The 20338-nt window shown below is 62.7% G+C and carries 15 protein-coding genes and 5 tRNA genes; 9 read left to right on the top strand and 11 right to left on the bottom strand.

The window, feature by feature from the left end; genetic code table 11:
- Window positions 1–53 precede the first annotated feature (53 nt).
- The 4 genes from HXS66_RS04505 to HXS66_RS04490 all read right to left on the bottom strand — a co-directional run bounded on the left by HXS66_RS04505 (window position 54) and on the right by HXS66_RS04490 (window position 7276).
- Window positions 54–1976 (bottom strand): PrkA family serine protein kinase, encoded by a 1923-nt coding sequence (locus HXS66_RS04505; RefSeq protein WP_077378796.1) that lies wholly within the window; start codon window positions 1974–1976, stop codon window positions 54–56.
- Between the two features lie 680 nt (window positions 1977–2656).
- Window positions 2657–3697, bottom strand: a complete 1041-nt coding sequence (locus HXS66_RS04500; RefSeq protein ID WP_176503069.1) for a low specificity L-threonine aldolase — start codon at window positions 3695–3697, stop codon at window positions 2657–2659.
- A 211-nt stretch (window positions 3698–3908) separates the two neighbouring features.
- Entirely contained in the window at window positions 3909–5030 is a 1122-nt protein-coding gene (locus HXS66_RS04495) for a 1-aminocyclopropane-1-carboxylate deaminase/D-cysteine desulfhydrase (RefSeq protein ID WP_176502960.1), read from the bottom strand.
- 218 nt (window positions 5031–5248) lie between these two features.
- Window positions 5249–7276, bottom strand: coding sequence for an NADPH-dependent 2,4-dienoyl-CoA reductase (locus HXS66_RS04490; RefSeq protein ID WP_176502959.1), 2028 nt, complete (start codon window positions 7274–7276; stop codon window positions 5249–5251).
- Between the two features lie 318 nt (window positions 7277–7594).
- Here HXS66_RS04490 and HXS66_RS04485 point away from each other — a divergent pair, with 318 nt between their 5' ends.
- Window positions 7595–8710, top strand: coding sequence for an AraC family transcriptional regulator (locus HXS66_RS04485; protein ID WP_176502958.1), 1116 nt, complete (start codon window positions 7595–7597; stop codon window positions 8708–8710).
- 151 nt (window positions 8711–8861) lie between these two features.
- Here HXS66_RS04485 and HXS66_RS04480 read toward each other — a convergent pair.
- The 6 genes from HXS66_RS04480 to HXS66_RS04455 form a co-directional block, all read right to left on the bottom strand.
- Window positions 8862–8938: transfer RNA gene (locus tag HXS66_RS04480), tRNA-Asp, on the bottom strand.
- Window positions 8939–8942: 4 nt separating this feature from the next.
- A tRNA-Val gene (locus HXS66_RS04475) sits at window positions 8943–9019 on the bottom strand.
- Between the two features lie 50 nt (window positions 9020–9069).
- Window positions 9070–9146 (bottom strand) — tRNA-Asp (locus HXS66_RS04470).
- 40 nt (window positions 9147–9186) lie between these two features.
- A tRNA-Asp gene (locus HXS66_RS04465) sits at window positions 9187–9263 on the bottom strand.
- 77 nt (window positions 9264–9340) lie between these two features.
- Window positions 9341–9416, bottom strand: a tRNA-Val gene (locus HXS66_RS04460).
- A gap of 214 nt (window positions 9417–9630) precedes the next feature.
- Entirely contained in the window at window positions 9631–10461 is an 831-nt protein-coding gene (locus HXS66_RS04455) for an alpha/beta family hydrolase (protein WP_255303094.1), read from the bottom strand.
- A 150-nt stretch (window positions 10462–10611) separates the two neighbouring features.
- Between HXS66_RS04455 and HXS66_RS04450 the strand changes: the two genes are divergently transcribed.
- The 4 genes from HXS66_RS04450 to fnr all read left to right on the top strand — a co-directional run bounded on the left by HXS66_RS04450 (window position 10612) and on the right by fnr (window position 14088).
- The gene (locus tag HXS66_RS04450) at window positions 10612–12051 is read left to right on the top strand and encodes a cbb3-type cytochrome c oxidase subunit I (RefSeq protein WP_176502957.1); all 1440 of its coding nucleotides are present in this window, start codon (window positions 10612–10614) and stop codon (window positions 12049–12051) included.
- The gene (locus tag HXS66_RS04445; RefSeq protein ID WP_176502956.1) at window positions 12048–12707 is read left to right on the top strand and encodes a cbb3-type cytochrome c oxidase subunit II; all 660 of its coding nucleotides are present in this window, start codon (window positions 12048–12050) and stop codon (window positions 12705–12707) included. Before HXS66_RS04450 ends, HXS66_RS04445 begins: the two co-directional genes overlap by 4 nt.
- Window positions 12704–12982, top strand: coding sequence for a hypothetical protein (locus HXS66_RS04440; protein ID WP_084209417.1), 279 nt, complete (start codon window positions 12704–12706; stop codon window positions 12980–12982). The genes HXS66_RS04445 and HXS66_RS04440 overlap by 4 nt, the downstream gene beginning before the upstream one ends.
- Before the next feature lie 356 nt (window positions 12983–13338).
- Entirely contained in the window at window positions 13339–14088 is a 750-nt protein-coding gene (fnr, locus tag HXS66_RS04435) for a fumarate/nitrate reduction transcriptional regulator Fnr (protein WP_077378772.1), read from the top strand.
- A 97-nt stretch (window positions 14089–14185) separates the two neighbouring features.
- Here fnr and HXS66_RS04430 read toward each other — a convergent pair whose 3' ends face one another.
- On the bottom strand, window positions 14186–16684 hold the full coding sequence (locus HXS66_RS04430) for a fatty acid cis/trans isomerase (protein ID WP_176502955.1): 2499 nt from the start codon (window positions 16682–16684) through the stop codon (window positions 14186–14188).
- 307 nt (window positions 16685–16991) lie between these two features.
- On the opposite strand from HXS66_RS04430, the gene HXS66_RS04425 reads away from it, so the two are divergent.
- The 4 genes from HXS66_RS04425 (at window position 16992) to HXS66_RS04410 (ending at window position 20288) form a co-directional block, all read left to right on the top strand.
- Complete coding sequence (locus HXS66_RS04425) at window positions 16992–17264, top strand: hypothetical protein (RefSeq protein WP_240499614.1); 273 nt, start codon at window positions 16992–16994, stop codon at window positions 17262–17264.
- 153 nt (window positions 17265–17417) lie between these two features.
- A complete protein-coding gene (locus HXS66_RS04420; protein ID WP_136939091.1) occupies window positions 17418–18368 on the top strand; it encodes a DUF692 domain-containing protein in 951 nt (316 codons plus the stop codon).
- Window positions 18365–19258 carry a DNA-binding domain-containing protein gene (locus HXS66_RS04415; protein ID WP_176502954.1) on the top strand — a complete coding sequence of 298 codons (894 nt, stop codon included), beginning with the start codon at window positions 18365–18367 and terminating at the stop codon, window positions 19256–19258. Before HXS66_RS04420 ends, HXS66_RS04415 begins: the two co-directional genes overlap by 4 nt.
- A 238-nt stretch (window positions 19259–19496) precedes the next feature.
- Window positions 19497–20288, top strand: a complete 792-nt coding sequence (locus tag HXS66_RS04410; protein ID WP_077379350.1) for a pseudouridine synthase — start codon at window positions 19497–19499, stop codon at window positions 20286–20288.
- Window positions 20289–20338 lie beyond the last annotated feature (50 nt).

The raw sequence follows: 20338 nt of genomic DNA, 5'->3' as shown, positions 1-20338 counted from the left end.
AAGTGCCGGCGGCAATCACGCCCGCCGGCAGGCCTGTCGTCAGTCGGCAGGGCTTACTGCGACTTGCGCACTCGCAGATACCACTCGGACAGCAGACGCACCTGCTTCTCGGTATATCCGCGATCCACCATGCGCGCCACGAAATCCTCATGCTTGCGCTGATCCGATGCCGATGCCTTGGCATTGAAGGAGATGACCGGCAGCAACTCTTCGGTATTGGCGAACATCTTCTTCTCGATCACCGCACGCAGCTTCTCGTAGGACTGCCAGCCCGGATTCATCCCGTTGTTCTGCGCGCGAGCGCGCAGCACGAAGTTGACCACTTCATGACGGAAGTCCTTGGGATTGGAGATGCCCGCCGGCTTCTCGATCTTCTCCAGCTCCTCATTGAGCGACTGACGATTGAGCAGCTCGCCAGTCTCGGGGTCACGGTATTCCTGGTCCTGAATCCAGAAATCAGCGTAGGTCACGTAACGATCGAAGATGTTCTGACCATACTCGGAGTAGGACTCGAGATAGGCGGTCTGGATCTCCTTGCCGATGAAATCGACATAACGTGGGGCCAGATACTCCTTGATGAAGCGCAGGTAACGCTCGTGGGTCTCCTTGGGCAGCTGCTCCTGCTCGAGGCGCTGCTCCAGCACATAGAGCAGGTGCACCGGGTTGGCAGCCACCTCGCTGGCATCGAAGTTGAAGACCTTGGAGAGGATCTTGAAGGCAAAGCGCGTGGACAGACCATCCATGCCCTCATCGACCCCCGCACTGTCACGGTACTCCTGGATCGACTTGGCGCGAGGGTCGGTATCCTTGAGGTTCTCGCCATCGTAGATGCGCATCTTGGAATAGATACTGGAGTTCTCAGGTTCCTGCAGGCGCGACAGCACGATGAACTGGGACAGCATGCGCAAGGTGTCTGGCGCACAGGGCGCATGATTGAGCGACGAGTGCTCCAGCAGCTTGGCGTAGATCTTCACCTCCTCCGAGGCCCGCAGGCAGTAGGGCACCTTGACAATGAACACGCGGTCCAGGAAGGCCTCGTTGTTGCGATTGTTGCGGAAGGCCTGCCACTCGCTCTCATTGGAGTGCGCCAGCACCACGCCATCGAAGGGAATCGCCCCCATGCCTTCGGTCGGGTTGTAGTTGCCTTCCTGAGTCGCGGTCAGCAGCGGGTGAAGCACCTTGATCGGCGCCTTGAACATCTCGACGAATTCCATCAACCCCTGGTTGGCCTTGCACAGCCCGCCGGAGAAGCTGTAGGCATCCGGATCATCCTGGGCATAGAGCTCAAGCTGACGGATATCGACCTTGCCGACCAGCGCGGAAATGTCCTGGTTGTTGTCATCGCCCGGCTCCGTCTTGGAGATGGCGATCTGGTTCAGGCGGGATGGGTAGAGCTTGACGACACGGAACTGACTGAGATCTCCGCCATATTCCTTGAGACGCTTGGCCGCCCAGGGCGACATGGCGCTGCGCATGCAGCGGCGCGGGATGCCATATTCCTTCTCGAGCACCTCGCCATCCTCTTCCAGCGAGAACAGCCCCAGCGGCGACTCGTATACCGGTGACCCCTTGATGGCATAGAAGGGAATCTGCTCCATCAACAGCTTGAGTCGTTCGGCCAGCGATGACTTGCCGCCGCCGACTGGCCCCAGCAGATAGAGAATCTGCTTGCGCTCCTCAAGCCCCTGAGCCGCATGACGGAAGTAGGACACGATCTGCTCGATGGCCTCCTCCATGCCATAGAACTCGGCGAAGCTGGGGTAGCGTCGAATCAGCTTGTTGGAAAAAATCCGGGAAAGACTGGGATCCTTGGCGGTATCGATGACCTCCGGTTCACCGATGGCCGCCAGCATTCTCTCGGCAGCGCTGGCGTAGGCAGAACGATCCTGCCGACATAACTCCAGGTACTCCTGGAGACTCATCTCTTCTTGCTGGACCCGCTCGTAGCGGCTCTGCACGTGATCGAAGATGCTCATGGAAGCCTCCTTGTCGCGACTCGGGGTCGCTGGGACCATCGCCGGGGCCACTCCTGTACGATGACAGTGGTACCAGGTCACTTGATGCCCCGCGCTGCTGGCGCTCAGGTGACTGCCTCGGCGTGTTTATCAGCATAGATCGATATAGGTAGCGAGTGTCCAATACATGGACCCACCGCATTCAACGAACTTTCGCCACCCGAATGGACAACCTCGTCCCTGCATGACAAGCGCGATCTGGAACGAGGCAGGAGTGACGCCTCCTCGAGCGCACCGTTGCGCAAGAATTGCCTCGCCTCGTGGCCGTTGAAGCCCCTCCTCCTGAAAGGCACCATGTCTGCCACGTCGCACTGCAGCACACGTTCAGAATAGGGACAGAGCGGCGAGTCTCGCCAGCCAGTCCTTGCACATATCCGGCCCCACGAGGTGTCGCCAGCGACTCGATGGCGACCCGAAGGCGAATCGATGACATGCGAAACCGCCGACGCGGGCGGCCACGAGGCGACTGCTGACAGAAGCCTTGGCCGTAGCGATCACTGACCTTGTCACACCCCCGCAAGGGCATGGACGCATCGCAACGTCCTGAAAAATCTTCATGAAAAAAAAGCCCATCGGATGGCCGATGGGCTTTTTTCACTTTTCAGCACACGCTACGAGAGTGTCACTCTCAGCTCCCTTTCTTACAGGGCACTCTGGATATCAGAAAGCAGAGCATCCAGAAGATCCGTACTGGTATTCCAGGAACATACGAAGCGTGCGCCACCTGCGCCGATGAAGGTGTAGAAGGTCCAGCCACGCTCACGCAGCGCCGTCAGCACATGCTCGGGGAAGCTGGCAAAGACGCTGTTGGCCTCACAGGGAAACAGCAGTTCGATGCCGTCCAATGCCTCGAGTCGCTCGGCCAGATACTGCGCCATGGTGTTGGCATGACGTGCGTTGTCCAGCCAGACGTCATTCTCGAGCAGCCCCATCCACGGCGCGGCGATGAAACGCATCTTGGAGGCAAGCTGACCGGCCTGCTTGCAGCGATAGTCGAAGTCACGGGCCTGCTCGCGATCAAAGAATATCACCGCCTCCCCCATCGCCAGCCCATTCTTGGTACCGGAGAAGCACAGCACGTCCACGCCGGCCTTCCAGGTAAGCTCGGCCGGAGAGACGCCCAGCGAGGCACAGGCATTGGCAAAGCGCGCGCCGTCCATGTGGATCTGAAGATCATGACGGTCGGCCACTTCGCGAATCGCCTGAAGCTCTTCCAGGCTATAGACGGTGCCGACTTCGGTGCACTGGGTCAGCGAGATGACACGCGGACGCGGATAATGGATATCACTGCGCTTGGTGACCAGTCGCTCGATGCCTTCAGGCGTCAGCTTGCCATTCGGACCCGGCGCATTGAGCAGCTTGGAGCCATTGGAGAAGAACTCCGGCCCTCCGCATTCGTCAGTCTCGATATGGGCCAGTTCATGGCAGATGACGCTGTGATAGGACTGACACAGATGCGCCAGCGACAGGGAATTCGCCGCCGTGCCATTGAAGACGAAGAATACCTCGCACTCGGTCTCGAACAGGTGACGGAAGCTGTCCGTCACCTGTTGAGTCCAGCGGTCGTTGCCATAGGCGAGATCATCATCCTGATTGGCTCGCATCATGTATGCCATCGCCTCGGGGCAGATACCGGACGTGTTGTCACTGGCCAGAAAACGTGATGTACAGGTGTCATCGATGTCAGTGGCCGCGGAGCGGGTCGTGGCGAGGGCGTCAGTCGTCATGGGAGTATCCAGAGCAGAGCAAGGGGTCACCTTGCCCGATGAAACGAACGCGGTACCCGGGATGGCAGGCACCACAGTAGAAATCCCATCATAACAGCGCTGCATGCCGCCGCCAGCCATGATCCGACGCGACCATCACGACGAGACGGCCATGCAGGAAAATCCCTCAGGCAGCATCGAGAGCCGGGTACCCTCTGCGCCCCTGCAGACCGCCCGTATGCAGAACCCGTACACGAGTCCCGGGGGCGATCATCCCGTTGGCGAGGTGGTGGGCCAGTGAGGCAAACAACTTGCCGGTATACACCGGCTCGACCTGCAACCCGGCCTCGGCCTCGAATCGTTGGATGAAGTCGATCAACCAGGCGGGTGCCTTGGCGAAGCCGCCCGCCTGCGCTCCCAACCACAGCCCCCACTCCGGTGTCTTCTGCTCACTGCCGCCGCTCCGGGCCAGCAGACGACGCACACGGTGATAGAGCTGATCTCCGTGATTCATGGTCGGGACGCCAATCACACGCAGACCATCACGCTCTCCCAGCGCGCTCAGAACACCCGCCAGCGTGGTCCCGCTGCCGCAGGCCATCAGTACCAGCTGGGGCGCTGGCTCTCCGTTGCAAGGTGTCACCAGCGCCTGTGCCAACGGCTCGAGCCCCGCCACCCCCTCCACGCTGCCCCCACCTTCCGGCACCCACAGTGCATCACTGAAGCGGGCGGAGAACCCGGGCTGGTCGCGCTGTTTGTATTCCGCCCGTGAGATGAAGTTCAGGTGCATACCGTTGGCCATGGCATCCTTCAGCGTCGGCGTCAGCGGAGCTTCCGGATGCCCACGCACCAGGCCATGCGTCGCCACCCCCAGACGCGCCCCGGCAGCCGCCAGAGCATGCAGGTGATTCGACCAGCCGCCGCCACAGCTGATGATGCCTCGCCCCTCGCTGAGCGCTCGCGCCAGTGGCAGGCGCAGCTTCCATGCCTTGTTGCCGGATATCTCGGCATCCAGGGTATCAGCCCGCAGGCATTCGACCACCACCCCAGCCTCGCGGGCCACGCGCCAGTCAAGGCGCTCCACCCGTGGCAGGGTGAACAACTCGAGCAGTGCTTCCAGGCCGCCCCCTGCCGATGAGGAGTCGGCCTCGAGCGAGGCGATCGGCGAGGCCGTGACCGTCGCTGAAGACGCGACAGCGACAGCAGCAGGAGAGGAGAGCGCACCTTGAGGCGCGGACAGGACCGTGGCGCCATCCGGCGGCAGAGTCTCGTCGGTGGATTGGCGAGAAGCGGCTGCGTGCGATGACATGAGCGAGTCCCATCGTGGTGATGCGCCGTGAGAACGGCAGAAGGCGGAGAGACGACAAGGCCATCACGGCCGTCATTGTCACGCAGACACGACGGCCGTGATGGCCACTCTCAGTCTAGGCAGAGCTTCGGCTCAACTCAACGCTGAATATCCCCATCTCGCCGACACTCGCTCCGCCACGAAAGGCGCCCCGGCCAGCCGAGACTCCCGGGAGCGGGCTAGAGGGCTGCGGCCGCCATGGTGCCCTGCGCGATGGCGCGCTTGGCATCCAGCTCAGCGGCTTCATCGGCGCCACCGATGATGTGCAGCTCGATCCCTGCCGCCTCCAGGGGCGCCTTGAGCTCCAGCACCGACTCCTGGCCGGCACACAGCACGATACTGTCGAGCGCCAGATGCTGGACCTTGCCATCAATGCTGACGGTCATCCCCTCGGCATCGATGGACTGATAATCGCAGCCCGCCACCATCTTGACTCCGCGCTGCTTGAGGGTGGCCCGGTGCACCCAGCCGGTCGTCTTGCCCAGATGCTTGCCCGGCTTGGAGGTCTTGCGCTGCAGCAGCCATACCTCACGAGGGCTCTCGCCGGGCGTCGGTGTCTTGAGGCCGCCGGCGGTGCTGACCGAGAGATCCACCCCCCACTCCTCGCACCACAGTTCGCCGTCCAGCGAGGGTGACGGCTCACGATGCGTCATCAACTCCGCCACATCGAACCCGATGCCTCCCGCACCGACCAGCACCACACGTCGCCCCACTCGCTCCGGAGCACGAATCGCCTCGCCATAACTGAGCACCTGGCCACGCGAGATGCCCTCCTCGATACCGGGAATCGCGGGCGTACGCGCACGCACGCCACTGGCCAGGATCACGGCATCGAACGCTGCCAGCATCTCCGCGGTGGCACGCGTATTGAGCCGAACCTCGACACCATTGCGTGCCAGCGCCTCGTTGAAGTAGCGCAGCGTCTCGTCAAACTCCTCCTTGCCCGGAATGCGGCGCGCGAAATTGAACTGCCCGCCGACTTCCGCCTGCGCCTCGAACAGCACCACCTCATGACCACGCTCTGCCGCGGTGACGGCCGCCGACAGACCTGCTGGACCACCTCCGACCACGGCGACACGCCGCACGCGGCGGGCAGGCTCGATCACCATCTCGGTCTCGTGGCAGGCTCGCGGGTTGACCAGACACGAGGTCAGCTTCATCTGGAAGGTGTGATCAAGACACGCCTGGTTGCAGGCGATGCAGGTGTTGATGATCGCGGCATCATCCGCCTGCGCCTTGCTGACCCACGCCGGGTCAGCGAGGAACGGACGCGCCATCGACACCATGTCGGCATGTCCCTCCGCCAGTACCGACTCGGCCACGTCCGGCATGTTGATGCGATTGGTGGTGATCAGCGGCAGACTGAGCTCCGCCTTCATGCGCTGGGTCAGTCCGGTGAAGACGGCACGCGGCACACTGGTGACGATGGTGGGCACTCGTGCCTCATGCCAGCCGATCCCGGTATTGATGAGGCTGGCACCGGCCGCCTCGATGGCCTTGCCCAACGCGACCACCTCGCTCCATGTGCTGCCCTCATCGACAAGATCCAGCATCGACAGCCGATAGATGATCAGGAAATCCTCACCCAGCGCCGCGCGGATGCCCGCGACGATCTCCACCGCCAGACGGATGCGATTCTCGAAGCTGCCACCGTATTCATCCTCACGCTGGTTGGTCCGTCGACAGATGAACTGGTTGATGAAGTAACCTTCGGACCCCATCACCTCGACACCGTCATAGCCCGCTTCGCATGCCAGGGCGGCACAGCGCACATAATCCGCGATCTGGCCTTTCACTTCCTCGGTGCTCAGCGCCCGCGGCATGAAGGGGTTGATCGGGGCCTGAATGGCAGATGGCGCGACCTGATCCGGAGAATAGGCATAGCGACCGGCATGCAGGATCTGCAGGCATATCCGCCCGTCCTCGGCATGCACGGCATCGGTCACTTCACGATGACGCTGCGCCTCCTGCGAGGTGGTCAGCTTGGCCGCCCCCTGCATGACCGCGCCCTCCGGGTTCGGGGCGATCCCTCCCGTGACGATCAGGGCGACACCATGACGGGCACGCTCGCGATAGAAGGCCGCCAGGCGCGTGAAGCCATTGGGAGCTTCCTCGAGCCCGGTATGCATCGACCCCATCAGCACGCGATTCTTCAGCGTGATGTGTCCCAGCTTCAGCGGACGGAAGATATTCGGATAGGCAGTCATGGCACTTGCTCCTTGCCGTCGCACTGGCGTGGCCGTCAACCGGACCCCGGGACACCAGCACGCGGAACTCATCAGGTCGTCATTGTCATCTTGTTGCCTTGCGCTACTCGTGCACGTTGGCGGTAGACACGTCAGGGCGACGCACACCCAAGGCAAACAGTCGTATGAATCTCGATACGCTCAGTGTAGTGCATCACCGCTTGCACTCAATGCGCCTGGAGGACACATTGATATCCTTGCAGGACATGCCCTGCGCAATATCCGGCCGACGGCAAGCCTCGCGCTTATCTCCCCGACCTCTCGACACGAGCCAGCCCCATGCAATTAGGAGAAGTCTCGGTCAGCCTGGCGCACCTCGTTGCACGTGCCCTGCACGCGCGCGACGTGCACGCCGAGCCCATCATGCAGCCCTACACGGGCTGGCCGCTGCCGGACGACGGAGATGCCCGGATCGGCATCGCTCGCTACATGCGTCTGGGCCACGCCGCCATCACTGCCAGCGGTGATGAACTGTTCGGCCTGGAGATGGCCGCTCAGATTCGCCCGGGAGACTTTCTGCTCCCCGGACTTGCGTGTGCCTGCGCCCCCACTCTGGCGGCAGGGCTGACGCTGCTGTGCGAGGCTGAGGCACTTTACAGCGACAACAGTCGTGGGCATGGCCATTTCGAGCGCCAGGCCACCGGCGGCTGGCTGAACTTCTACTCCCTCGCTCCCTACAATGCCTACAACCGCTTCGTGGTCGACAGCGTACTGGGAGGCTGGTGGCATCTGGCTCGCCAGCTGAGTGGCGATGCCTTGAGCGATGCATCGCTCGAGATCGATTACATAATCCCCCGCTCGCCGGAGGACAGCTCTCCGCTCACCCCCTCACCAGACGATATGCATGAGCAGACGGAGAAGCGCTGGCGCTGGCGATATGCCCGACGCCTGGGCCTGCCTGCGAGCCAGTTGCACTTCGCGACAGGGCGCAATCGGCTGTGGCTGCCAGACAGAGTATTGAACGCCCCTACCCTGCAGGCAGCACCGGTCGCCTTTGCCCAGCTTCGTCAACAGATCACGGAGCGACTGGAGAGCCGTCAGGGCCCTCATGACACGCTGTCACGCACACGACGTGCCATTGCCATGCGGCTTTCGGGGCGCGCACCCGGACGCGACGAGATCGCAGCGGCCCTCAATCTGCACCCGCGTACCCTGGCCAGACGACTCGCCGCCGAAGGCTGGCACTATGAGGGGCTGCTGGATGACACGCGCCGCGCACTGGCCGAGCGTTATCTGCGTGACACCCATCTGAGCCTGAAGGAAATCAGCTGGGTACTGGGATTTGCCGGTCCGGAAAGCTTCCAGCACGCCTGCAAGCGTTGGCACGCCAAACCACCGGGCGCATGGCGCAGACAGCACCGCGCCTCCAGCCGAACGGGTAGCTCACGGACCTGAAACACGAAGAAACGTCGAACGGGGGATGATGGGACGATGGGACGTCCAGAAGGAAGGCAACAACGAGGAAGGCAACAACGAGCATCTTGCTGGCCAGAAACGCGAAAACCCGAGCACGAGGGCTCGGGTTTCACGAATTCTGTAGATCGAGTGGCGGACTGGACGGGACTCGAACCCGCGACCTCCGGCGTGACAGGCCGGCATTCTAACCAACTGAACTACCAGTCCACATTGGTGGGTGATACTGGATTCGAACCAGTGACCCCAAGCATGTGAAGCTTGTGCTCTAACCAACTGAGCTAATCACCCAACACAGACGATCCTTGCTGCAAGCAGCGGTGACATCGCGTCATTCTGAATGGCGGACTGGACGGGACTCGAACCCGCGACCTCCGGCGTGACAGGCCGGCATTCTAACCAACTGAACTACCAGTCCATTCAGAACAACTCAACATCGGGCGCATGACAAACGGTAGTGGCGGACTGGACGGGACTCGAACCCGCGACCTCCGGCGTGACAGGCCGGCATTCTAACCAACTGAACTACCAGTCCACTGCAACGTTTGCTTCTGCTGACGAACCAGGCCATTTAATCAAGTAACGCTTTGATAAGCAATAACTTTTTTCAAATGGTGGGTGGTACTGGGTTCGAACCAGTGACCCCCAGCTTGTAAGGCTGGTGCTCTACCAACTGAGCTAACCACCCCTGTCTCGTTGGCGCTGCATTCTACGGAATCCGCCCCATGAGTCAATACTTTTTTTACAGGAAGTTTCAGAATACTCCTCGACAGGGTCTTGATAAGACTGGATTTTCCCAGCACCACTCACCTGTAGCCCAGCAACCATCAGCATTGTGTCAACATTCTGACATCAGGATGCCACGAGGGAGAAAATTCGTGTCGCTCATGGATTGACACCCATCAGCGCAACGCAGGGTGTGCAAGGATCGCTGCCACCGCTGAGCGAATCAGTCCCTCACGCGTCTTGCCGCTCGCCTTGCGAGGCTTGAAATCATGCTCGCCATCCTCCAGCCAATGCAGGCTGATGGTGCATGGCAATCCGTAACCTTCGACTTCCTCGCAATGACCAAAGGGATCTCGCGTGCCCTGGCAGATCAGGCCCGGCGCATCAATTGCCGCCAGATGCTCGGTTCGCAGCGTGTCCGGCTTGCCGGTCGGGTGAAAGGGATAGCCCAGCGCATACCAGCCCAGGGGCGATATTCGACGTGGGCCTGATGAGGGGGCTGGCATGCCTCGCCCCTCCAGCTCCTGCATCACATGCGAGGCCACGCGACTCCCCATGGACTTGCCACCAAGCAATACCGGGCATGTCGCCAGAGACGCCCTGGCGGCAAGACTGGCGGCCAGCGCCTCATGCCAGCGCGTCATCTCCTCGATCAGCCCGGGCAGCCGCGGCGGCGGACGACGGCGTGCCTCGCAGCGCATCTTGACGAGGTAGGCGAAGTCGAATCCCAGCCATGCCGCCCCCTGGTGTGCACAGGCCTTGCCGAACTGCTGATGGAAATCGGTCTCGCGTCCGGCGCCCGCCCCATGGGCATGCAGCAGAATCACCTGCCGAGGGCTGCCATGAATCTCCAGCGGACCGAACGAGGCCACCCAGCCTCGCCAGGGACCGCGCGCCGCCAACGCCTCCTCTGACAGCTCCAGACGCTTTTCCAGCTCATCGGCGATGGCGTCAAAGGAAGCGACCTTGAAACCTTCCTCGGCGTAGGGGGTGGGAACGGCCGCCACATTGGACGCATCCCGATCTTCGTCCGATGATGAAGTGACAAGAGACACTCAGTGTCCTCCCTGGTAGCTGAAATGAATGCTGAATCGTCTCGTGAGTCGTGCTCTCTTCAGGAGAGCACATCGCTGTTCACTGCATGATGAGGTCATGACATGGGCACAGCACCTGATGGAGCAGGCGCCTCTCACGAGGTGATTCGCCAATTTGGCACGACGGCCATTCTTTCAGGCGCCGTCAGTCTATTGCTGGCGGCATGGCTGACCGCCGTGCAGTTGTGGCCATCCCTGGCCCCGCCCATCGCCTGGCTGAGCCATGGCCGTCTCGCCATTGTGCAACAGCATCTGCTGCTCTTCGGCCTGGGCGGCTCGGCATTGATTGCCAGCCTGTATTCACTGGCCAATCATGACACGCAAGCCCGGCCGGGCCAGCGGCGTCTCCAGCGGTTCACGCTGCGGGCCTGGCAGACGATTCTCGTGCTTGGCAGCATATCGATTGCCGCGGGCTTCGCGTCGGGGCATGGCCAATCCGAATATCCCTGGCCACTCAACCTGTTGATGCTGGCAGTGTGGATCGCGGTCGCGTGGCTCTTCCATGTCAACTGGAAGGCAGGACCGACAGCGCGCCTGCCCGTGGCTGGCTGGTGCTTCATTGGCTGTCTGGTGATGATACTGATGCAGCATACCCTGCTGTCACTGGCGGTGCCCCTGGGCCCGCTGACATCGTTGCCCATGTTCTCAGGCAGTCTGGACGCGCTGCTGCAGAGCTGGCAGAAGGGAATGCTGCCCGGCGGCATGCTGGCACTGGGCTTCATTGCCATGGCGTATCAGGCACTCTCGGGACTGACCCGCCAGCCCCTTCACTCTCACCGTCTGGCCATCATCAGCTTCTGGCTGCTGGTATTGCTGCTGCCCTGGAGCGGTGCGGTGCTGCTGCACGCCAGTGCCCTGCCCCAGTGGAGCCAGGCGCTGGGAATGGCGATGGGGCTCCTGCTGCTGGCGCCGGGACTGGCCATTCCTCTCAACGGCCTGCTGACCCTCAAGGCGGACTGGCCCTCCCTGCGCCATCATCCTCAGACCTGCCTGCTCGGCGCGGCCCTGCTCTTTCTGGCCATCAGCGTGATGGAGCATGTGGCACTGTCCATCGCCCCGCTCAACGACATGACCTTCAGCGCCGCCGGCAGCCTCTCGCCGGCCGGCACACTGGGCGTCATCGGTCTGGTCAGCGTGCTCATGCTCTACCGTCTGCGGCTGCCTGAAGCACCCTCGGCGCTGATCATGACCCACGCCTGGCTGGCCATCGCCGGCATGTTGCTCTGCATCGCTGCCAGCTGGACCACCACCCTGCTGCAGGGCAGCCTGTGGCATGCCGTAGACGCAGAGGGACAACCGCTGCACTCCCTCGCCGACGTCCTGGCGGTGGCTCGCCCGCCGATGCTGATGACGCTGGTGGGGCTGAGTTGCTGGGCACTCGGCCTGCTGCTGATGGCAGCGTATCTCCTGCGCGCCTCCCGCCGTCCCATCACGCGCTCCTCTACCCAGCGCGCTCATCACCACATCGGGGATTCACACGCTCGGGGGAGGACACCGGCATGAGACACGTACTGCTCGAACGGCATCCGGGCCTGATGGCCGCGCTCTGCGTGATGGCGGCAAGTGTCGGCGCGCTGGCCCAGTTGCTGCCTCTGGGGTTTCAGGAGGCAGGGCAAGAAGTGACACCGCTGGATACGCTGGCGCTGGAGGGACAGCGCCTTTACCTGCGGGAAGGCTGCCAACAATGCCATACCCGAATGGTGCGGGATCTGCCGGGAGACCAGGCACGCCATGCAAGCCGGGACGCCGCCTCCCGCCACCTCATGGAGCGACCGGCCCTGTGGGGCAACGCTCGTCAAGGCCCTGACCTGAGCCGCCTCCCGGCGGAACATGATGAGGCCTGGCAACGCCTGCACCTGTACTCGCCGCGCCACAAGGTGGCGGATTCCAGCATGCCGGCCTACCCCTGGCTGTTCGAGCACGCCCTGAGCGGCGAGGGTGTCGCCGAGCGAATGCGGGCCCTGCAGGCGCTTGGCGTGCCCTACCGAGACGACGAGATCCTCGCGGCGCCCGCCCGGGTACGCGGCAAGGCCGAGGCGACCGCTCTGCTGGCCTATCTTCAACAGACGGATCCCCTTCGGCACTCATCCGCGACAGCACCCGACCCGACAGGGGAGACACTCGCCACACTGACACTGACGACAGGAGCTGCACCATGAACCTGCTGGCAAACGTCGATCTGCCACTGTTCTGGCAGGCATGGATCAGCATGCTCACGCTGGGCAGCCTGGCCTTCTGCACGCTGTTGCTTGTCGGGCTTCGCTCGCGCAGCACCTCACCCGATGATGACCTGCAGGGAGATGGGCCAGGCGACGAACACCGCATTGACGGCACCCCTCAGCCGGACAGGCCGCTGCCGCTGGTCTGGAGTCTGCTGTTTCTGCTCACGCTGCTGGTCAGCATGGGGCAGATCGTCATGTCCTTGAGTGGATGATGTCACCTGGCTCTCCCGAGTCGGATGAGGCAGGGCGTCGCAACCTGCCCCTTCGGGAGGTTCTGCGTCTAGAGTCATGCAGGACATCACGACACAATCAGAATTATCTAATATAATGCGCGCGATTCACGGAGCACTTCACATCCCGCCCCACAGGACGGGAACCCGTTCTGGGAAGTGCGCCTGACAGGTATCATTGACGGACAGCACCGACAGGCAGCAGCGACTCAGTCCATGAGGATGCTGCCTCTCCGTACAGGACCATGGAATCGCCCTGTACCAGGTGTCGCACCCGGACACCCCCACCCGAAACCCGCCCCCCACGAGTTTCGGCGTAATGCCCCAGGAGAGTCACCATGACGGCCCAGACAACGGCATCCCATCGATTGCGTGCGCATGAAGCACGCTGTCAGACCTGCTCGCTCAGCTCACTGTGTCTGCCGCTGGCACTGAACATGGAAGCCATCGACCAGTTCGACTCCATCATTCGGCGCCGCGCGCCGCTCAGAAAGGGCGAGGTTCTCTTCACCCAGGGCGAGCCCTTCGACTGCGTCTTCACGGTGCGCTCGGGCAGCCTGAAACAGATCAACACCGAGAACAGTGGCACGGAGCAGCTCACCGGTTTCTTCCTGCCCAGCGAGCTGGCTGGACTGGATGCCATCGACAGCAATGCCTACCCCGGCAGCGCCGTGGCACTCGAGACCACGACCGTGTGCGAGATTCCCTTCGATCGCCTCGATGCGCTTTCCGCCCAACTGCCGGAACTGCGCACCCAGCTGTTCAAGAGCCTGAGCAAGGAGCTGCATGAGGATCGTCGGATGATGATGCTGCTGTCGCGCAAGACGGCAGATGAGCGCCTGGCCAGCTTCCTGGTCAACCTCTCTCAGCGCTTCCGTCGCCGCGGCTATTCGCCATACAGTTTCCGTCTTTCCATGTCCCGCGCCGACATCGGCAATTACCTGGGACTGGCCGTGGAAACCATCAGCCGTATCCTGACGCGTTTCCAGGCTCAGGGGCTGGTGGATATCCAGGCGCGCGAGGTCCATATCCTGCACCTGGATGGCCTGATAGAGCTGGCAGAAGGAGAGTGTCAGGGCGGTCGCTGACCCCCGTGATGCCATCTCTCTCACCACGAAGGCCCGCCACATCCTCATGTGGCGGGCCTTCGTGTGTTCCAGACAGTGCCAGGCGGCTCGGAGACGCTCAGCGATTCTGCAGACGGTTGTAATCTAGCAACCCGGCCTCGACGGGACGATCCGCATAATTGGCACGCAGCACGCTGTCCGAGAACTGCCAGAAGCGTGGGTCGGTGCGCCGCACTCCGATATCGGCCATCAGCTGTCGATAGTCCGCCTCATCCTTGAGCACGGCGACCCGCCGTGCCAATCCCTGCAGCGACTCGGGTGTCAGATGCCAGAAGGCATTCGGATAATCCCCGGCCACGCCGCGCAGCACATCCAGCGTATCGCGCTCAGGACGCCGATTGGCTTCCTCGTCGAACAGGCTGGTGATGTTGGCATGAGCCGAGTTGCGCAGCACGCTGAACAACTGTGGGTGCTCGCTTCCCTCCCGTTCCAGCGCAATGATGGTGACTTCCGGCAGCAGGCTGGCCGCCAGACCACTCACCTCGCTCAAGGCCTTCAATTCGCGGCGCACGGCATCATCCTCCAGCGTCTCCAGGCTACGCTCGTGGACAAGTTCCGGCGCCAGGCGCTCGCGCAGGCGACGCATCAACCCAATGCGCGCCTTATCCGGTGAGGAAAGCTCTCCCGGTGTCCAGACGATATCGCTCGGGGCATCAAACTGGGGCGGCTTCTTGAACAGCAGCTTTTCCAGCCCAGAATCCACATCCTGATACCAGCTGTCATGCACTGCCTGACGCTCGCCGGCAGGCAGAAGCGCCAGCAGGTTGTTCTCGCCTTCCATGCGCAGGAAGTCCATGTACAGGCGCGTGGTCAGCTGGTGGCCGAGGTTGCCATAGACATCGAAGCCGGCCACCAGCAGGTAATGGATGCGCTCAAGCATCGGGTAATCGATCACCCAGGCCGTCTTGGGCACATTGCCGACCAGCCCTTTCATCACGGCGGCATTGTCGAAGTGACGATAGACCGTCAGGGCGGCATTGGGGTTGTGATCGCCACCCTCGCCACCTTGCCAGCCGCTGCCGTCCCACAACAGCTGCATGTCCAGACGCAGATTGCCGTCCTCGTAGGCCTGCATCATCAGCTTTTGCTTGGCCTGCAGATAGGCCTGCTGCTTGCGCTCGAACTTGATCCACGAGGAGATGGGCAATGCATTGCTGCTCTGCTCGGCAGGCAGGCTGAGATTCTCGCCCTCCCGTGCCAGGGTGCGCTCGACCTGCGGCAGGCTGAACAGTGATGGATCGGTGAAACTGACCCAGAAGTGGTCATTGATGACGTCCACGGCCACCTGGCCACGACAGACCGGCCCCTTGATGAAGCCCATGATGGTGTTCTGCGATTCATCCAGCATGAAGCGGTAACGTGACTCGGCAGGGATCGCCTCGAACGTCAGGAAGGGATTGGACGCCGTCTTGAGGTCATAGCCAGGCAGGTCATCCACCGTATAGTCCGGCGCGAGGAACAGCGACTGCCAGCGTTCCAGGCGCGCGTCACTCAGCGAATAGGGCAGATGATTCTTGGCCAGGATCGTCGAGCGCTCCTGCCATAGACGGTAATAGACGCGAGGACGCCCGGCCTCGTCATGCGGCATGACGTCACGACCATCTCCGGGATAGGCCGCGTAGGGAGCGTCATAGGGGCGGCGCGAGGAGATGCGCTGGATGGGCTCGCCGGGCGGCGTACTGGAGCGCACCAGCGAGAAGAAGATCGGCCGGCCATTGGCCCCCTTCGCTTCCGGGAAATACAGGTGGGTCAGGAAGAGGTGCTCGTAGATGTAGCGACTCATCAGACGCTGCTTGAGGCTGTCACCATTGAGGAAGGCTTCCACCTGCTGAATCCGTGGCACCAGGGCCTCAGACACCGGGCGCACCTTGGTCATCGGGGAGCCCTGCGCCAACCAGTTGACCAGCGTACGGTGCTCCTCATCACTGATCTGCGGCAGCGCATACGGCATGCCCCAGTCCGGGTGATCTTCCGCGAAGGCATCATAGCGCTCGATGGGCGCGCACACCTGACTGCGATTGAGCGACAGATCGAAGCGGTCTTCCGGCAGCAGGCCTTCCTCCGTCACCGGCAGGGGTTGCTTGCGCTTCTGGCTCAGCGAGCGGAACAGCACACTGCCTTCCAGATTGGCGAGCGCCGAGTCGTTGCGCTCGTTGAGCACCGGCGAGAAGTTCATGTCACGCCATTCAGCGGTGCTGTCGGCATCCTCGAACAGTCGCGTCAGATTGGCCGCCAGCAAGCGGGTGCCGTCATAGACAGGGGCGGGATTGATACCGCGGTCGATCCCGGCCGCCGAGGACATCTTGAGCTGGCACGGGGCGTCATAGCAGCCATGGCAGACCACGCAACGCGTCTCGAGGATCGGCTTGACCTCATCTTCCCAATGCCTCCCCGCCAGACTATCGCCGGACACGACGCGATCGCGTGGCTCGGGCGTCCCGAAACGCGCATCCAGCTGATGCACGGTGACGGCGCTACATCCTCCCAGCAACAGGATGACGAGGATGCTCCAGCGCCAGCGCGGGGTATGCCACAGGCGTCGAAGGGAGTTCAGCATGCAAGGCTCCATAAGCAGAATACGAGACCGATGGACGGATCGGCCATGAGGCAGGCAGGGCCCGCTGCACACTGCTTCGACAGAGCACAGAAGACATGACAGGCACACAGTATGCCACGAGCAGAATAGCGTCTTTCAGAGGGTTTTCGCGCTCCCGGTCAAATTCTCGAGCCGCGGTGCATCCACCTTCACGCCGGCGACGTAAGACTCAATGACCCGGCAACGAGACCTGACTGGCCGGGTGGATATCTGCATCGAACCTTGCTCAACAACCAGAAAAAACGGGCTCGCCCGAAAGGAAACCATCATGACCATGAAGAAGACCGTGACTGCCGCCACCTTTGCCGCTGCTGCCGCTGCACTGTTCTCCACCGCCGCCCTGACCTCCATGTCCGTGCAGGCGGCTGACAACGCCGTGAAGTGCTCCGGGATCAACTCCTGCAAGGGCACCTCCGAGTGCGCCACCGCCACCAGCGCCTGCAAGGGCCACAATGCCTGCAAGGGTCAGGGCTGGTCCTACACCGCAAGTGCCGAATCCTGTGTCGGCGCTGGCGGCGAAGTCATCTCCGGCAAGAGCTGAGCACTCGAGATGAGGGCACCGTCACCCAGGTAACGGTGTCGCCAGGAGTCCCTGGACGCAACGGGAGGACGGCATGCCGTCCTCCCGTTGTTGCATCAGGTCTACACTGCCAATGCAGGCACTGCCTGCCATGCCATGGAAAAGGAGTCACTCATGACGACAGCTTCCCGGAGTCACCAGCCTGCCACTGCCACCTCGGGTGCCGGTCAAGGGCTTGGGCTACGTCCTGAGTACTACCACGAGATTCTGACGACACTGCCGGATATCGATTGGTTCGAGGCCATCAGCGAGAACTACATGGGCCCCGGATTCATCGACTCCGACGGCGTCAGTGCCGGCGGCAAGCCGCTGCACTTTCTTGAGCGAGTCCGCGAGCACTATCCCATCGCCCTGCATGGCGTCTCGCTATCCATCGGTGGCAGCAATCCCATCGACACCCGCTATCTGCGCGAGCTGCGCGCACTGTGTGAGCGCATCGAACCGATGTGGGTCTCCGATCACCTGTGCTGGACCCGCACCGGCGCGCATCAATTCCATGACCTGCTGCCTCTGCCCTATACCGAGGCCACCATCACGCACCTGGCCGAGCGCATCGACCAGGTCCAGAACGCGCTCGGGCGCCAGCTATTGCTGGAAAACGTCTCCAGCTACCTGACCTGGCAGCCCGACGAGATGAGCGAATGGGAGTTTCTGGCCGAGGTCAGCCGCCGTGCCGATTGCCTGATCCTGCTCGACCTGAACAACGTCATCGTCTCCAGCCACAATCATGACTTCGATCCGCTGGCCTATCTGGATGCCATGCCGGCGGAGCGTGTCTGGCAGCACCATCTCGCCGGGCACATCAGGCAGGACGTGTCTGGCGGTGAGCTGTGCATCGACACCCACGACCAACCCGTCCCGGATGCCGTGTGGTCGCTGTATGACGCCGCACGCGAGCGCTTCGGCGATGTCGCCACCATGATCGAGCGCGATGACAACTTCCCGCCATGGTCGGAGCTGATGGAAGAATATGCCGAGCTGCGTCGCCGCAGTGGTCGCCCGCTGGCCGACGATCAACCGACCCGGACTGTCGCGGCGGCAATGAATGGGGGGCTGCACGCATGACGCATGCATCGACCACAGCGACGACAGCATCACAGTTCGATCGCCGCGCCTTGACCCAGCTTCAGGACGCCACCGCCGCCTATCTGGCCGCGCCGTCACCCGACACCCGCAGCATCGCGGCACAGGCTGTCATCAGTGATGAGCTGGCCAGTGCCGAGGAGCGCCTTGGCATCTATGCCACGGCTTACCGCCTGCGCCTGTTCGATGTCTTCGGCGGTGATTTCGAGGCCGTGCACACCTTGATTGGCGATGATGCCTTCGGCTTGCTGTGTCGCGAGTACCTCAATGCCCATCCGCCGAGCCACTACTCGATCCGCTGGGCAGGCCAGCACTTTCCGGCCTTCGTGGCCGCGCGCGAACCCCGGCGTTCGCTGGTCACCGAGATGGCGGCCTTCGAATGGGCACTGGGGCTGGCACTGGATGCCGAGGAGATCGCGCCGCTCAGCGTCGAGACCCTGCAAGGGCTCGCCCCGCAAGACTGGCCGACGCTGAGACTGGCAGCCCATCCGTCACTGCATCACTTCGCCTTTCATTTCGATACGCCGGCCATCTGGAAATCCATCGACAATGACGAGCCGCCACGTGCGCCGGTCGAGAGCGAGATCCCCACGCCATGGATCGTCTGGCGTCAGCCGACCGAGGGCGCACCCGAGGTGCACTATCGCTCTCTCGAGCCATTGGAAGCGCTGGTGCTCGACGCCATTCTCTCCGCCGGTGATGACGGCCTGAGCTTCGCCTCACTGGGAGAGTTGCTGGCCCCCGAAGTCGGCGCCGAGGCAGCGCCGGGCGCCGCCATCAACCTGCTGGTGCAATGGATACCGGCCGGCATGCTGATACATCCCGAAGACACCGGACGAGCCAGCCGCCATACCTCAGACCGTATTGCCTGAGGCGGCGCCCCCTCCTGCAACAGACCGGACATGACAGCCAGCCAGGAAAGCCGGACAATACACGCCGATCACCCCCTTGGTGATCGGCTTTCGTCTTCCTGCTGCCGTGATGCCCATGCCCCCTTCTTCCCATGATCTGCCCTCTTCTCCCGATGGCCTGCCCTGCGACGCGTCAGTGACGTCTCGACCACTCGTGTCGGCGCCCCTCGATGCTGACCCGGCTCACGAGGCCGAGCCCATCTTGCCACTCGACATCCTGTTTCAGGATGACGTGCTGGTGGTGGTGCAGAAGCCTTCTGGCCTGCTGGTGCATCGCAGCCCCATCGACAAGCATGAGACGGAATTTCTGCTGCAGCGCCTGCGTGACCAGATCGGCATGCACGTCTTCCCGGTGCATCGTCTCGATCGCCCGACCTCCGGGCTGATGGTCTTCGGCCTCTCACCGGAAGCCGCCCGCAAGCTGAGCGCCGCCTTCGAGGAACAGCAGGTCAGCAAACGCTATCTGGCCGTGGTGCGTGGCGTCGCTCCCGAACAGGAGCGCCTGGACTACGGCCTGCGCAAGGAAGAGGGTCGCCTGCCCAAGGCCCAGATGCCGGAGCAGGAAGCCATCACCGACATCCGCCGACTGGCGCAGGTCGAGCTGCCCGTCGCGATCGACCGCTACCCCCAGTCACGCTTCTCGCTGGTGGAGGCACGTCCCTTGACCGGCCGTCGACACCAGATTCGTCGGCACCTGTCGCGCCGTGGCTACCCCATCATCGGAGATGCCAGGCACGGCAAGGGCAACTACAATCGTTACTTCGCCTCGACCCTGGAATGTCCGCGTCTGCTGCTGGCGGCGGTCGGACTGGAACTGCCGCACCCCGAGGGTGGCTGGTTGCGTCTTTCATGCCCACCGGATGGCGCCTACGCTGCCCTGCTGGCGCGCTTTGGCTGGCTGGGACATCTGCCGGAGCGCCATGCCATCCACCAGGCCGAACGCCCCGAAAGCGACCTGGCTGGCCGGCCCACAGACGACTTGCCCGAATGACGACCGGGCACCCGCGAACACGCTTCGCCATCTGCATTCAACGTCCCTGG

The organism is Cobetia sp. 5-11-6-3 (genome assembly GCF_013374055.1).
Classification (GTDB): domain Bacteria; phylum Pseudomonadota; class Gammaproteobacteria; order Pseudomonadales; family Halomonadaceae; genus Cobetia; species Cobetia marina.
This window is presented reverse-complemented; position numbering and strand designations above follow the sequence as displayed.

Coding starts and splice junctions, on each gene's coding strand:
- fnr (WP_077378772.1), top strand. CDS start 13,339: ATGACGGCCCAGACAACGGCATCCCATCGATTGCGTGCGCATGAAGCA.
- HXS66_RS04505 (WP_077378796.1), bottom strand. CDS start 1,976: ATGAGCATCTTCGATCACGTGCAGAGCCGCTACGAGCGGGTCCAGCAA.
- HXS66_RS04450 (WP_176502957.1), top strand. CDS start 10,612: ATGGGCACAGCACCTGATGGAGCAGGCGCCTCTCACGAGGTGATTCGC.
- HXS66_RS04420 (WP_136939091.1), top strand. CDS start 17,418: ATGACGACAGCTTCCCGGAGTCACCAGCCTGCCACTGCCACCTCGGGT.
- HXS66_RS04445 (WP_176502956.1), top strand. CDS start 12,048: ATGAGACACGTACTGCTCGAACGGCATCCGGGCCTGATGGCCGCGCTC.
- HXS66_RS04425 (WP_240499614.1), top strand. CDS start 16,992: ATGACCATGAAGAAGACCGTGACTGCCGCCACCTTTGCCGCTGCTGCC.
- HXS66_RS04430 (WP_176502955.1), bottom strand. CDS start 16,684: ATGCTGAACTCCCTTCGACGCCTGTGGCATACCCCGCGCTGGCGCTGG.
- HXS66_RS04490 (WP_176502959.1), bottom strand. CDS start 7,276: ATGACTGCCTATCCGAATATCTTCCGTCCGCTGAAGCTGGGACACATC.
- HXS66_RS04440 (WP_084209417.1), top strand. CDS start 12,704: ATGAACCTGCTGGCAAACGTCGATCTGCCACTGTTCTGGCAGGCATGG.
- HXS66_RS04485 (WP_176502958.1), top strand. CDS start 7,595: ATGCAATTAGGAGAAGTCTCGGTCAGCCTGGCGCACCTCGTTGCACGT.
- HXS66_RS04495 (WP_176502960.1), bottom strand. CDS start 5,030: ATGTCATCGCACGCAGCCGCTTCTCGCCAATCCACCGACGAGACTCTG.
- HXS66_RS04415 (WP_176502954.1), top strand. CDS start 18,365: ATGACGCATGCATCGACCACAGCGACGACAGCATCACAGTTCGATCGC.